Origin of the sequence: Stenotrophomonas aracearum (genome assembly GCF_031834615.1) — a bacterium.
Classification (GTDB): Bacteria; Pseudomonadota; Gammaproteobacteria; order Xanthomonadales; family Xanthomonadaceae; genus Stenotrophomonas; species Stenotrophomonas aracearum.
In genome coordinates this window covers 3,140,696-3,154,783 of record NZ_CP115543.1, presented here as the reverse complement: position 1 = coordinate 3,154,783, position 14,088 = coordinate 3,140,696, and the positions used below count along the sequence as shown (strand labels likewise).

Annotated in this window: 10 protein-coding genes; 4 read left to right on the top strand and 6 right to left on the bottom strand. The window is 65.8% G+C overall.

The annotated features are described in order from the left end of the window. Positions 1-59: 59 nt before the first annotated feature. Together PDM28_RS14350 and PDM28_RS14345 are read right to left on the bottom strand one after the other, a co-directional pair. The gene (locus tag PDM28_RS14350; RefSeq protein WP_311182550.1) at positions 60-2,537 is read right to left on the bottom strand and encodes an acyl-CoA dehydrogenase; all 2,478 of its coding nucleotides are present in this window, start codon (positions 2,535-2,537) and stop codon (positions 60-62) included. Beyond that, positions 2,534-3,430, bottom strand: coding sequence for an alpha/beta fold hydrolase (locus PDM28_RS14345; protein ID WP_311182549.1), 897 nt, complete (start codon positions 3,428-3,430; stop codon positions 2,534-2,536). Before PDM28_RS14345 ends, PDM28_RS14350 begins: the two co-directional genes overlap by 4 nt. A gap of 103 nt (positions 3,431-3,533) precedes the next feature. Here PDM28_RS14345 and PDM28_RS14340 point away from each other — a divergent pair, with 103 nt between their 5' ends. Then, entirely contained in the window at positions 3,534-4,136 is a 603-nt protein-coding gene (locus PDM28_RS14340; RefSeq protein ID WP_068853700.1) for a TetR/AcrR family transcriptional regulator, read from the top strand. Positions 4,137-4,275: 139 nt separating this feature from the next. Here the strand turns inward: PDM28_RS14340 and PDM28_RS14335 are convergent, their stop codons facing one another. The 3 genes from PDM28_RS14335 to hslO all read right to left on the bottom strand — a co-directional run bounded on the left by PDM28_RS14335 (position 4,276) and on the right by hslO (position 9,366). Further along, entirely contained in the window at positions 4,276-7,125 is a 2,850-nt protein-coding gene (locus PDM28_RS14335; RefSeq protein ID WP_311182546.1) for a TonB-dependent receptor domain-containing protein, read from the bottom strand. 355 nt (positions 7,126-7,480) lie between these two features. Beyond that, positions 7,481-8,305 (bottom strand): XOO1806 family protein, encoded by an 825-nt coding sequence (locus PDM28_RS14330; protein WP_172448111.1) that lies wholly within the window; start codon positions 8,303-8,305, stop codon positions 7,481-7,483. 167 nt (positions 8,306-8,472) lie between these two features. Then, complete coding sequence (gene hslO / locus PDM28_RS14325; RefSeq protein ID WP_102945371.1) at positions 8,473-9,366, bottom strand: Hsp33 family molecular chaperone HslO; 894 nt, start codon at positions 9,364-9,366, stop codon at positions 8,473-8,475. 82 nt (positions 9,367-9,448) lie between these two features. Here hslO and mtgA point away from each other — a divergent pair, with 82 nt between their 5' ends. The 3 genes from mtgA to PDM28_RS14310 are packed head-to-tail and all read left to right on the top strand — an operon-like array spanning position 9,449 to position 11,615. Further along, a complete protein-coding gene (gene mtgA, locus PDM28_RS14320) occupies positions 9,449-10,198 on the top strand; it encodes a monofunctional biosynthetic peptidoglycan transglycosylase (protein WP_311182545.1) in 750 nt (249 codons plus the stop codon). 6 nt (positions 10,199-10,204) lie between these two features. Next, positions 10,205-11,224: a glycosyltransferase family 2 protein gene (locus tag PDM28_RS14315; protein WP_311182544.1), complete on the top strand. Its 1,020-nt coding sequence runs from the start codon at positions 10,205-10,207 to the stop codon at positions 11,222-11,224. Next, the gene (locus PDM28_RS14310; RefSeq protein WP_311182543.1) at positions 11,184-11,615 is read left to right on the top strand and encodes a CBS domain-containing protein; all 432 of its coding nucleotides are present in this window, start codon (positions 11,184-11,186) and stop codon (positions 11,613-11,615) included. Before PDM28_RS14315 ends, PDM28_RS14310 begins: the two co-directional genes overlap by 41 nt. A gap of 477 nt (positions 11,616-12,092) precedes the next feature. Here the strand turns inward: PDM28_RS14310 and PDM28_RS14305 are convergent, their stop codons facing one another. Next, positions 12,093-14,072, bottom strand: a complete 1,980-nt coding sequence (locus PDM28_RS14305) for an AsmA family protein (protein WP_102945375.1) — start codon at positions 14,070-14,072, stop codon at positions 12,093-12,095. Between the last annotated feature and the right edge of the window lie 16 nt (positions 14,073-14,088).

The following is a 14,088-nucleotide window of genomic DNA, read 5'->3' as shown; positions in this document are numbered from 1 at the left end:
GTTCGTCCTCAAAAAAAACGGCGGACCGAAGTCCGCCGTTGGGGTGCTGCTGGTGGCGGTTATGCCGCCTGCGACTGGGCGTCCTTGCGTTCGCGGTCGTAGTAGCTGGCCGAACGCAGTTCGTGCGGTTCGAAGTCGTCCACGGTGATGGTGTCCATGGTCAGCGTGCGCAGCTCTTCGAGCAGGGTGCGCTCGTCCTGGGTGATCACGCCTTCGGCCACGGCTTCGTCCAGCTGGGCGGTGAAGTCGAGGGCTTCGATGCCCTTGGTCTTCAGTGCCTTGATGAACTTGCGCTCGACCGGTTCGGCCATGATCGCCTTGGACAGGTAGCTGTTGATGCGGCCACCCGGATTGTTTTCGCACGGGGTCAGGAACACGCCGCTGGCGAGGCGGTCGCGGGCTTCGTTGGGCGCCATCAGCAGCGCGGCCACGCGGTGGCCCAGGCGGTCGCCGGGGGCTTCGGCGCGGCGGCCGAACGGGAAGATCAGCAGCCACATCAGCCAGCCGATCGGGCGGATCGGGAAGTTGCGCAGCGCAGCCGACAGCGACTCTTCGATCTTGTGCACGCTGTCATGGAAGGCCCAGGCCAGCAGCGGCTGGTCGGCCGCCGGTGCGCCTTCGTCGTGGTAACGCTTAAGCATGGCGCTGGTCATGTACACGTGGCTCAGCACGTCGCCCAGGCGGCCGGACAGCGATTCCTTGAACTTGAGCTTGCCGCCCAGGGTCATCATCGAGATGTCGGCCATCAGCGCGAGGTTGGCCGAGTAACGGTCCAGCTTGCGGAAGTAACGGCGGGTGTAGGCGTCGCCCGGCGCGGCGCCGAAGCGTGCGCCGGTCAGGCCGAGCCAGAACGAGCGGACCGCGTTGGAGATGCCGAAGCGGATGTGACCGAACAGGCTACGGTCGAACGACTGCAGGCCGGCCCTGGTGTCCGGGTCCTGCGCAGCCTTCATTTCCTGCAGCACCCACGGGTGGCAGAGGATCGCACCCTGGCCGAAGATCAGCAGGCTGCGGGTCATGATGTTGGCGCCTTCCACGGTGATCGCGATCGGCGCGGCCTGCCAGCTGCGGCCGGCGAAGTTGCGCGGCCCGAGGATGATGCCCTTGCCGCCGATCACGTCCATGACGTCGGAGATCACTTCACGGCTCATGGTCGTGCAGTGGTACTTGGCGATTGCCGACGGCACCGAGGGCACGTCGCCGCGATCCACCGCAGCCGCGGTGGCCTGGCACAGGGCGCTGATCGCGTAGGCCTTGCCGCCGATGCGCGCGAGGGCTTCTTCCACGCCCTCGAAACGGCCGACCGAGAGGCCGAACTGCTTGCGGATGCGGGCGTAGGCACCGGTGACCACCGCGCCGGCCTTGGCACCGCCGCTGGCGGTGGAGGGCAGGGTGATCGAGCGGCCGACGGCGAGGCACTCGTTGAGCATGTTCCAGCCCTTGCCGGCCATTTCCGCGCCACCGATCAGCTGGGTCAGCGGAATGAAGACGTCCTTGCCGCGGATCGGACCGTTCTGGAAGGTCGAGTTCAGCGGGAAGTGGCGGCGGCCGATTTCAACGCCGGCGGTGTCGCGCGGCAGCAGGCCGAGGGTGATGCCGATGTCGCGGGTCGGGCCGATCAGGCCGTCCGGGTCGTACATGCGGAAGGCCATGCCGATCAGGGTCGCGACCGGGGCCAGGGTGATGTAGCGCTTGTCGAAGGTCAGCTTGACGCCGAGCACCTGCTCGCCGTTCCACTCGCCACGGCAGACGATGCCGTAGTCGGGAATGGAGGTCGCGTCCGAACCGGCGAACGGGCCGGTCAGGCCGAAGCAGGGGACTTCACGGCCGTCGGCCAGGCGCGGCAGGTACTGGTCCTTCTGCGCCTGGGTGCCGTAATGCACCAGCAGTTCGCCCGGGCCGAGCGAGTTCGGCACGCCGACGGTGGAGCTCACCACGCTCGACACCGAGGCCAGCTTCTGGATCACCTTGTGGTGGGCCAGCGCGCTGAAGCCCAGGCCGCCGTATTCCTTCGGAATGATCATGCCGAAGAACTTGTTCTTCTTGATGAAGGCCCACAGTTCCGGCGGCAGGTCGGCGTAGACGTGGGTGATTTCCCAGTCGTTGACCATCGCGCACAGTTCTTCCACCGGGCCGTCGAGGAAGGCCTGTTCTTCAGCGGTGAGCTGCGGCTTGGGGTAGTTGAGCAGCTTGTTCCAGTCCGGGTCGCCGGTGAACAGCTCGCCTTCGAAACCGACCGAACCGGTTTCCAGGGCGATGCGCTCGGTCTGCGACAGCGGTGGCAGCACCTTGCGGAACACCTTCATCATCGGCGCGGTCAGCAGCGGCTTGCGGATGAACGGCAGCAGCAGCGGCACGGCGATGACGGCGACGACGGCCGCGGCCACGATCGTGGCGGTCTGGTTGACGTATGGAATGAACCAGCAGGCCGCCAGCAGCGCCAGGCTGGCCAGCGTCCAGGTGATCAGCCGGCCGCGATGGTAGGCGACGACGGCGCCTGCCAGCAGGATGGCAAGGAAGGGGACGACATAGCTCATGAGCGTGCTCCGGTGACGTGCTCGGTTGTGGCGGACAGTGCCACGGCGGAGGCCGAGGGCAACACGTCCAGATAGTCCAACACAGTAGCGGTAAAGGCGTTGTTGTCGTCGCCGGCGACCATGTGGGTGGCCTCCGGCAACTGCACGTGGCGGGCGTGCGGTACCAACGCCAGGAATTCGGCCACCGTTTGCGGGGTGACCAGGGTGCTGCGCCCGCCGCTGACCAGCAGCACCGGGCATTTCACCTGGCGCGCCGCCTCGGCGAGCGCGTCCTGGTGCTGTTCGCTGTCGCGCGCCAGTTCGGCGACCAGGCGCGGGTCCCAATGCCAGCGCCAGCGGCCGTGGCCGTCTTCGCGCAGCAGTGCGCGCAGCGAGTCTTCCGACTTGCGCGGGCGGTGCGGCATGTAGGCGGAGATCACGTCGGCGGCCTGTTCCAGCGACGCGAACCCGTCCGGGTGCGCGGTCATGAACATCAGGATCTTTTCGACCCCGGCGGTATCCCAGCGCGGGGTGATGTCGACCAGTACCATGGCCGAGAACAGGCCCGGCCAGCGCGCTTCGGCGAGCAGGCCGAACAGGCCACCCATCGAGGCCGCCACCAGCACCGGCGGCTGCGGCTGTTCGCCGGCCAGCACGATCAGGTCATCGGCGAACTGTTCGCCGTGATAGGGCAGGTCGGCTGGGTTCCAGTCCGAATCGCCGTGACCGCGCGCGTCGTAGGCCAGGGTCTGGTAACCGGCCGTTTCCAGCGACTGCGCGGTGGCGGTCCAGGCGTGCCGGGTCTGGCCGAAGCCATGGGCGAACAGCACGGTGCCGCGACGCCCGGGGGCGCTGCGGGTGGCGGCCAGCACGGTGTCGTGGGCGGCAGTCAGGCGGAGGGTCGGCGTTACCATACCGGCTAGTATGGACCTGCGTTCTGGCCTGTCAATACCGATGGGTATGGTCGAAGTGTGAATTCCACACAAACCGACCCCGGCGTATGGTTAAATCGTCAGCATGAATGAACCTGAAGCTTCCGCCGGCGAGCCCCGTGCCGGCCGCAACAGCCGCCTGAGCGCGGAAGACTGGGCGCAGGCCGCCTTGGACCTGATCGCTGAACAAGGTGTTGGCGCCGTTGCGGTGGAGCCGCTGGCGCGTCGCCTCGGGGTGACCAAGGGCAGTTTCTACTGGCACTTCCCCTCGCGCGATGCGCTGCTGCAGGCCGCGCTGGAGCGCTGGGAACTGTTCGAACAGGAGCAGGTGTTCGGCAGCCTGGAAGACGTGCCCGATCCGCGCGCACGCCTGCGCCAGTTGTTCCAGGTGGTGGCGCATGAGGTGCAGCCGCACATCATCTACAGCGAACTGCTCAAGGCACTGGACCACCCGATGGTGCGCCCGGTGATCGACCGCGTCTCGCACCGTCGCCTGGAGTATCTCGTGGCCTCGTTCCGCCAGGCCGGGTTGAGCCGTACCGATGCGCAGCACCGTGCGAGGCTGGCCTATGCGGCGTACGTGGGCTTCCTGCAGCTGTCGCTGCAGCTGCAGCAGCCCAAGCCGGCACGCGAGGATTTCGAAGCGTACGTGGAGCATGTGATCGAGACGCTGATTCCGATCGGGTGAGGCGTTTTGCAGATGAAGCAAAAAAGCCGCGAAAGCGGCTTTTTTTGTGCGTGTTCGACGGTGTGGGCAGCGGCATTGCACAAAAAACAACGGCCCCTTGCGGGGCCGTTGCTGCGTCAGGTGCTGATCAGTGGAGCGATCAGAACTTCTGCTGGTACTTCATGTACACGAAGCGACCGATGTCGAAGCCGCCGTAGTACGAGTAGCCCGAGTTCGGCTGCGCGTAGGCCGGAGCAGCCCAATGGTCGAACACGTTGTTGGCACCGACGGCCACCGTCGCATTCCACGGCAGGTTGTAAGCCACCTGCAGGTCGTGGAAAGTGTTGGAGCCCAGCTCGTTCTGCGACAGGATCTGGCCCGCGGTATCCGGCGCGGCGTAATCCGGCAGGGTGCAGCGGTCGTCGAAGAAGCACTCTTCCTTGGTGCCGGAGTAGTAACGCGCGGTCCAGGTGACCGACAGGTTATCCAGCTGCCAATTGATGGTGGCGTTCGAGCGCAGGCGGAAGTTGCCACCGAAGCCGTTCGTCTGGCTGGGCGGGTTGTCCGAGTTGTCCTGCTTGATCTCGTTCTTGGTGACGTAGGTGCTCTGGATCGAGGTGGTGAAGTTGCCGAAGCCGGTTTCGAAGCGATAGTTGATATCCCAGTCGAAACCTTCGGTTTCCACGTAACCGGCGTTGCGCAGGCCGAAGTTCAGAGAGGTGATGTTGCCCGCGCCGTTACGGGTGAAGCCTTCGCAACGCGACTCGATGCCACGCAGGTAGCAGTCATTGAGCTTGTCGGTCGGGGTATCGGCAACGATGGTGTTGTCGATGCGGATGTTCCACCAGTCCAGCGAGGTGTTGAAGCCCTGCAGGAACTCCGGGCTCCAGACGAAGCCGAAGGTCTTGGACTCGGAGGTTTCCGGGGTCAGGGTCGGGGTCGAACCGGTCACGAACGGCACGTTGGTCTGCTCACCCGGACCCGGCGACGGGGCGGTGCCCGAGGCGTTGAGCTGGCGGAAGCCAGCCGGCACGTCCTGCAGGCAGCGTGCGTTACCCGCGGCCGGACCATACACGGTGTCGCACGGATCGGTGTAGTCCTCGAACGTCTGCGACAGGCCACCGTACAGATCGGCCACGGTCGGAGCACGGAAACCTTCCGACCAGGTGCCGCGGACCAGCAGCGAGTCGATCGGCTTCCACTTCAGGCCGAACTTGCTGTTCAACGTGTCGCCGAAGGTGTCGTAATCCGAGTAACGGGTCGCCGCGGTGATGCTCAGTTCGCGGGCGAAGGTCACGTCCGACAGGATCGGCACCAGGAACTCGGCGTAGACTTCGTTCAGGTTGTAAGCGCCAGCGGTCGGGCCTGCGGCCAGATCGGTGGAGATACCGGTCTGCGCCAGCGCGTCCGGCGAGAACGAGCCGCTTTCTTCACGACGCTCCACGCCGACCGACACGCCCAGGTCGCCACCCGGCAGGGTCAGGATCGAGCCGGAGATGTTGGCGAAGTAGTTCTTGGTGGTGGTGCGCGACAGCGCCTGGCCCGGCTGGTACAGGTAGGCCTGCACGTTCGGATCGTCCAGGCCGTTCGGCGAGTTGTAGCCGAACGGGATCAGCGGGTTCCACGGGGTGCAGGCTCCGGGGCCGCTGCCCAGCGGAATCGGGTTGGCGGCGGTACCGCACTGGGCGAGACCGTCGGCATTGATGAACGACGCGCCGGTGGCCTGGCCGACGGCGTAGGTGTTCAGGTTACCCGTGCTGATCTGGGTGCCCTTGTTCTGGTTGTACAGGTAGCCTGCTTCCCAGTCCCAGTAACGCTCGCCGGTCTGGAAGGAGCCGCTGAACACACCGGTGAAGCGGGTGGTGGTCAGGCTGTTGAACACTTCACGCGGCACTTCCCAGCCACGACGCACGTACTGCACGTCGGTGTCGACCGGGTTGAACACGCTGTCAGCGGACAGACCGCCCGAGCTCAGGTCGAAGTTCGCGCTGGCGAACGGGTAACCCGCATTCTGCGCAAACGAGTCGCGGTCGGTGTACATGACGCTGGTATCGAAGCGCACGTTGTCGCTGAACTCGAACGTGCCGTTCAAGAACGCCGACTTGCGCTTGATGCCGCTGTACACGGTCGAAGCCAGCGCCGGGTTCGAGGTGTCGGTGCCGTTGGTCGGACGGAAGCTGGCGAAGTCGGTCACGTCCAGGCCCGGCACGTCGCGGCGCAGGGTGTAGGTGCCGCCGTTGTACACGAACCGGCCCCACTGGGTGGTGCCCGAGAGGCCGCCCGGACGCGCAGCGCTCTTCTCGCCGGTCGGGAAGCGGTCACGCGAGAACCAGCGGTCCTTCGCCCACACCGGATCTTCGTCGGTGTACTCGACACCGGCGGTCAGCGAACCGCGCTCACCACGGAAGCCCATGATGAAGTCGAAGTTCTGGCGCTGGCCGTCGCCCTGGTCCCACTGGCCCAGGTAGACGTTGGCTTCGGCGCCTTCGAAGTCCTTGCGGGTGATGATGTTGACCACACCGGCAATGGCGTCGGAGCCGTAGATGGTGGACGCGCCGTCCTTCAGGATTTCGATGCGCTCGACCATGGCCGAGGGAATCGAGGCAACGTCCTGCAGGCCGTCGTTGGTGATGCCGAGGCGGCGGCCGTCGATCAGGATCAGGGTGCGGTTGGCACCCAGGTTGCGCAGGTCGATGTAGTAACCACCGACCGCTTCACCCGAGCTCAGCGGAGAGGTACGGCTGATGGCCGGAGAGCCCGCGGCCGGGATGTTCTGCAGGATGTCGGCGACCGACTTGAAGCCCTGCTGTTCGATCTGGGCGCGGCTGATGGTCAGGACCGGCTGGGCGGTTTCCGTGTCGACCTGGCGGATGCGCGAACCGGTAACCGAGATGCGGTCGAGGTTCGTGGTGTTGTCGGTAGCTTCCTGGGCCTGCGCAGTAGCGCTGCCGGCCGCGACGACCAGTGCAACGACCACTGCATCACGCAGCTTGTTGGACTTAAAGTTCATTGCTCTCTCTCTCCAAGGGAATCTTGGGTATTCACTGGGGTGTTTGCCCGGGGCGGTGCCAACTGAAGCACCAAAGACCACTAGGCTGACTCGATAGTAACTGCCACTTCGCAAGAATTAAAGTAGCGTTAATGTTGCCTGTGATCTGTGTGAAATTCGGCAAAGTCCTTGTGGATCAATGCCCTGGAGAGGTGGAAAGCGACAGTCATCTCATTTGTTAGTGAAATGTGAGAAAAATAGTTGCAGTTGTTTTGTCACGCTCTGTATCAGGTTGGCGTGTTCAGCGGTCGCCACAACGACAAAGGCGCGCCATGGGCGCGCCTTTCCGGGTCCAGCCTGCGACATGGGCAGGCGGTTACAGGTCCTGTTCGTAGCGGACGTAAGGCACGGTGCCCTCGTCGGTGCTCTCGTTGCGCGGGGCGAACGGATTCTTGCCGCGGGTGATCACGTTCTCTGCGCCTACGGTCAGCTGGCCGCTCCACGGAGTGCGCCAGGTCAGGCCCAGGCCCAGGCCTTCCCACTTGCCGGGCTGGCCCGGCACGTCGACCACGCGGCCGATGATGTTGCCGCTGAAGTTGCCGTAGCCGGCGCCCAGGGTGAGGCTCTTGCTGTCCCAGCGGTCGACCAGCGCGGGCGACATGTCCGACAACGGGACCAGGCGCGCCTTGGCGTAGGTTCCGCCGATGGAGACGAAGCCTTCGCGGCCGATGTTCTTCTGGCCGAAGACGGTGAGGTCGTTCTGCTCGGCGCGCAGCGCCGGCGACTTGTTCGGGCCGGCCAGCCAGGCCGGCAGGGTGTCCTTGCCGGTGCCGGCGGTGATGCCGAGGCGCCCGCCGGGACGGTTGAACGCGGCGGTACCGGTGACCCGACGGCTCAGGCCGTTGTCGTCATCATCGCCCAGGCTGGCCAGCATGCAATGACTGGCCAGGCCGCTGATGCTGGTGCCCCGGCTGCTGTTGCAGAGCAGGCCCAGCGAGTCGCCCGAGGACAGGCCGAAGGCCGCGTCCAGCGAGCTGCGCCCGAAATGCCAGCGTGCGCCAGCGGCCTGTTCGCCGGTGGGTTCCAGGTAGAGCAGGGCTTCGACCTTGCCGCTGCCCTTGTTCCAGACCGGAATCACGGTGCTGTCCTGGCGGGCCTTGGACTGCGCATGCGCGCCCGGGATCGCGGCGAGGGCGATCATCAGGGCCAGCGGTAGACGCAGAAGGGAACGCATGGGAACTCTCAGACAGCAGCGATGAGCACAAGTTCCCGCCGAAGCGGGACACTGATCCTAGGGCGTTTATGATTTCTTAACAAGTGGTGGCTTAACAAGTCTTGGTTCTCCCCAGAACAAAACTCGTGTGACGATTACTGAAGCCGTTCAGGAGCCGGTACGGGAACGGCGGCGTCGTGGAACAGTATGTCGAATTCCGTCAACGGAAAGTGATACTCCCGTCCGCAAAATTCGCAACGGATTTCAACCGCGCCGGTCGGCTCGGCGGCGGCACGGGCTTCTTCCTCACCCAGCGACTGCAGCATGGCCTCGACCCGCTCGCGCGAGCAGGAGCAGGCGAAGCGCAGCGCGCGCTCACCCAGCAGTTCCACCTGCTCCTCATGGAACAGACGGAGCAGCAGGGTGTCCCCGGCCACGTCCAGCAGTTCCTGCTTGCCCAGGGTTTCGAACAGGGCGCTGGCGCGGGTCCAGCCGTCGCTGTCGCCTTCGTCGCCGGGCAGCTTCTGCAGCAGCAGGCCGGCCGCGCGGGTGCCGTCGCTGGCCAGCAGCAGCCGGGTCGGCAGCTGCTCGGACTGGCGGAAATAGTCTTCGAAGGCCTCGTCCAGGGCGGCCGCACCCAGTCCGACCAGGCTCTGGTAGCGCTGCGGCTCGCGCGGGTCCAGGCCCGGGTTCTCGATGGTGACGGCCAGCACGGCGTCGTCGCCCAGCGTGGTCAGGTCGCGCGGGGCGTCGCCCTCATCGGCGAGCTGGACGATCCCGCGCAGGGTGCCAGCGGCGGTGCATTCGGCGAACAGGGCGCGCAGCGGGGAGCTGCTGCGCAGCTGGATCGAGAGGCGGCCGTCGACCTTGGTGTGGCCGGTGAACAGCGCCGAAGCGACGCAGGCCTCGCCCAGCAGCTCGGCGGCGGCCGGCGGGTAGCTGCCGTGCGACAGGATCTCCTGCCAGCTGGCGTCAAGATGGACGTGCACGCCGCGCACACCGGCAGCGGGGAGCAGGAATCGGAGCAGGGAATCGGTCTGGGCGGTCATCGGTCGGTGGCTGCGCTTAAGTAATGGGGGCGTGTTGCCGGATAATGCGCCGACAACCGTGCAAGCAGAGGATGCACCAGTAATGGGGGCAGAGCGCAGCAACCACAAGGCCGAACCGGGCCTGGAACCGTCGCGCCGGCGTCGCTGGCGCTGGAAGTACCTGTTGTGGCTGCCGGTGCTGTTCGTGGCCGGGAGCGTGCTGCAGGTGGCCGTGCTGCGCTTCATCGACCCGCCGTTGTCGACGGTGATGCTGTGGCGCTACGGGGAGGCGCTGGGCCAGCGCGACTGGGGCTACCGCCTGCATTACCAGTGGCGCGACCTGGACCAGATGGCGCCAAGCCTGCCGATTTCGCTGGTGGCGGCCGAGGACCAGCGCTTCCCGGAGCACAACGGCTTCGACCTGAAGGCGATCGAGAAGGCGCGCGACCACAATGCGCGCGGCGGGCGGCTGCGCGGGGCCAGCACGATCAGCCAGCAGGTGGCCAAGAACCTGTTCCTGTGGCAGGGCCGCAGCTGGGTACGCAAGGGGCTGGAGGTCTGGTACACGGTGCTGATCGAGGCGCTGTGGCCGAAGTCGCGGATCCTGGAGATGTACGCCAACATCGCCGAGTTCGGCGATGGCATCTATGGTGCGCAGGCGGCGTCGCGGCAGTTCTGGAACAAGGACGCGGCAAAGCTGACGCCGGCGGAAAGCGCGAAGCTGGCGGCGGTGCTGCCAGCGCCGCGCCGCTACAATGCGGCGCGACCGGGGCCCTACGTGCAGCGCCGGGCGAACTGGATCCAGCGCCAGGCACGGCAGCTGGGCGGCGATGCCTACCTGCAGGAGGATTGAGCGGCCATGTCCAATGAACGCCTCACCCTGGTGATTGCCGCGCACAACGAGGCGATGGCGCTGCCGCTGCTGCATCCGCGGCTGCGCGCAGTGCTGGATGGGCTGGACGGCATCGAAGGCCGCATCGTGTACGTGGACGACGGCAGCACGGACGCGACCTGGCAGGTGATGCAGGCGCTGGCGGCGGCCGACGACAGCGTCGGGTTGCTGCGCTTGTCGCGCAATTTCGGCAAGGAGGCGGCGCTTACCGCAGGGCTGGATTTCGTCGATGGCGGCGCGGCAATGATTCTCGACGCGGACGGCCAGGATCCGCCGGAACTGATTCCGCAGTTCGTGGCGCTGTGGCGGCAGGGCTACGACAACATCTACGGGACGCGGCAGGAACGCGATGGCGAGACCTGGCTGAAGCGGGGCACGTCGTCGGCGTTCTATCGGGTCATCGGGCGCTTGTCGAAAACGCCGATTCCGGCCGACACGGGCGACTTCCGGCTGTTGTCGCCGCGCGCGCTGCAGGCACTGGGTCAGCTGCGTGAACGCCACCGGTTCATGAAGGGGCTGTTCGGCTGGGTGGGGTTCCGGCGCAAGGCACTGCCGTACCACCGCCACGCGCGGATGGTGGGCGACACCAAGTTCGGGTTCTGGAAGCTGTGGAATTTCGCGCTGGAGGGCATCACCAGCTTTTCGACGGCGCCGCTGCGGGCGGCAACCTATCTGGGCCTGCTGACGGCGAGTGCGGCGTTCGTGTTCGGCGCGTGGGTGGTGGTGAAGGCGGCGCTGTACGGCGACCGGGTGGCGGGGTATCCGACGATGATGGCGGTGATCCTGTTCCTGGGCGGGGTACAGCTGATCGCGCTGGGCCTGATCGGCGAATACCTGGGCCGGCTGTACGAGGAATCCAAGCAGCGGCCGCTGTACCTGGTTGACACCTGGCATGCACCGTTCGTGGCAGACTCGGCGGTGCATCCCATCGGTGGAGGGCAGCGAGATGACCACGGTACGACAGCTGTTGGAAGGCAAGTCCCCTGAGGTATTCGCGGTAGGTCCGGAGTCGGCGGTAATCGACGCGATCCGGCTGATGGCCGAAAAAGGAATCGGCGCGGTCGTGGTGATGGACGGCCGCCAGCTGGTCGGCATCCTTTCCGAGCGCGATTATGCGCGGAAGATCGTGCTGCATGATCGTTCGTCGAGCACGACGAAGGTGCGCGACATCATGACTGCCAAGGTGGTGACGGTGGCGCCTTCTGAGCAGGTGGCGCATTGCCTGCAATTGGTCACCGATTACCGCATCCGGCACCTGCCGGTGGTGGATGGCGGTGGTGTGATCGGTGTGATTTCAATTGGCGATCTTGTGAAGTCTGTGATCGATGAGCAGAAGCAGACCTTGGATCAGTTGCAGCAGTACATAGTTGCTGGCTGAGTTTTTGCGCGTAGAGCAGCGTCTCTGTTTTTACGTGCAGGGGCGGCCGCCGGGCAGCCCCGCTCCGGGACACGCCGTGAATACGTCCATGTAGGCTGCTAGAAAACATCCATGTTTTCTAGCGTCCCTCCGGGGGCTACCCGGCGGCCGCCCCCATACAGGGTCGTGTGCGGTGTGGAAATCAGACACGCATGGCATATCCCTACGCGGGTGGTCCGTCGGTGTAGTGGGGTTTCCTGTGGCCACCTGCCAACTATCGGAGGGTCGGCGGGGGTGGGTTTGAGGGGGCACGAGCCGCATGGATGCGGCGATGAGCTTACATGGACGTACTTGCAGCGTCCCCCACAAACCCGCGCCCGACGGCCCTGACCAGGGACACCTCGCAACCCACGGCTGTTCGCCTGAATCCAACAGCAGCCGGGCAGGGCCCGGCTCTACCAAGATTGCATCCACGTCGCAGCCGGGCAGAGCCCGGCGCTACTTCGCGTACCGCCCACCACAATTCGAATCTTCGCCCGGGCCGGTTTCAATGGTGGCCAGCAATGCCGCTGGCGGGGCGATGCTGCCCAGCGTCAGCGCGATCGCGCCGCGGATGCCGAGGGCCTTGAAGTCCGGGCGGAACGACGGGTCCTTGAAGGTGCCGCCAATGCGCAGTGGCGAGCGCAGCGCCAGGATGCTGATGTCCTTCGGGCGCGGACGCAGCAGCAGGTCGAGTTTTTCCTGCTTGAGGTCGATGGTGCCTTCGCCCAGTACCAGCGTGTCCGTGGTGTCGAATGCAATCTGCTGCGAGGTCATCAAACCGCGCTGCACGCCGAAGTCGCCCCAGGCGCAGCGCAGCGGGATCTGCCTGTCGCCGGTAAACAGGAACTTCAGCGACTCCGCCACGTCCAGACCCGCAAGCTCCATGATCAGGTTGCCGATATGGCCGCGGCCCATGCCCACCGCCACCTTGCCGTCCGAACTGCCCAGCATCGCCGCGATCGAATTGCCGGTGCCGGCAAGATCGATTTCACCGCTGATCCCGCCCGACGCCTGCTCGGCCAGCTTCGCGTCGGGGAACAATCCACCCAGCTGCACCTTGCGGATGCTCGCCTTCAGCTGCGTAGAAATGGTCGGCTTGCGCGCGTCCATCCGGATCGTGCTGCGGATGTCGCCGCCCGCCACGCCGAAATTCAGCGGCTCCAGGCGCAGCAGTCCGTCGTCCAGCTTCAGGTGCGCGTCCATGTCATCCAACGGCAGTTTTGGCGCGTTGATCCGCTGCGCCTTCCACTTCACGTCCGCATCCATCGCGCGCAGCTTGCTCAGGTCGTAGGGCGTATCCGGAAGCACCGTGGGCTTTGCCGCAAGCGCCGCAGCCTCCGCCTTCTGTTCGGCGTTGGCCGATTCGCCCGCGCCGGTTTTCGGCGGCGCGCCGACGAAGCCGGCAAGGTCGTCGAAGTCCAGCCGCTTGGATACCAGGTCCGCCTTGAGGAACGGGCGTTCACCGCCAACCTCGATCTGCGCCGTGCCGCCCAGGTCGCTGTCACCGGCCACGCCGGTGAAGTTCTCGTAACGCCACGTATCGTTGTTGCGCTTCAGGCGCCCCTTGAGCCGATACGGCGGCGTGGAGGGAATGGCCAGCCCGATCAGCGGGTACAGGTCCTCCATGTCCTGGCCGCTGAGCGCGAAATCCAGGTCGAAGGTGCGCAGCGCGAACGGATTGGTCAGCGTGCCACTGGCGATTGCGCGGGTCGCACCCGCGCGTCCGTCCAGATGAATCCGGAACGGATGGTCGCTGTTGGTCAGTTCCAGCGGCGACTCCGTGTTGCCATCCAGCGTGAACGGATTGCCCTGCCAGCGGCCCTTGCCATTGACCAGCAACGGCGGGGCGCCGTCTGCCGTGCGCGGCTTGCCACTGTTGAGCGACACCAGGATGTCGGTCTTCCCTGCCGCGTCCAGGAACTTGAGACGACCGTCATCAACCAGCAGCCGCTGCAGCACCGGCGGCTCACCGTCGCTCGGGCCCAGGAAATCCCAGTTGCCGGGCTGGTCCTTGCCCGGCGCCGTTTCCAGCAACAGGTCCGGACGGGTCAGGCGGATTTCCGGAATACGGACCTGGCCACGCAGCAGCGGCCACGCACGCAGATCGATCTCGGCGCGGTCGGCGCTGGCCATGCGCGGGGTTTTCGACCACTCCGCATTGGCGAAGGTCAGCCCATCGGCGCGCACCGTCAGCGTGCGCCCCAGGTCCACATCAAGATTGCCGCCGATATGGAACTCGCGCCCGGTCTTGGCCTGCACCGCGCGCTCGACCGGTCCCTTGAACCAGTTCCAGTCCCACAACGCGATGATCAGCAGGATCAGCGCGAACAGGAATACCAGGATGGCCAGCCAGCGTTGCCCGCGTTTACCGGGGCGACGCAGGCGCCAGCGCGGGCGGGAAGGGGGAGGCGTAACCTGAGCGGATTCAGTATTCACCCCCGCATGGTTGCCC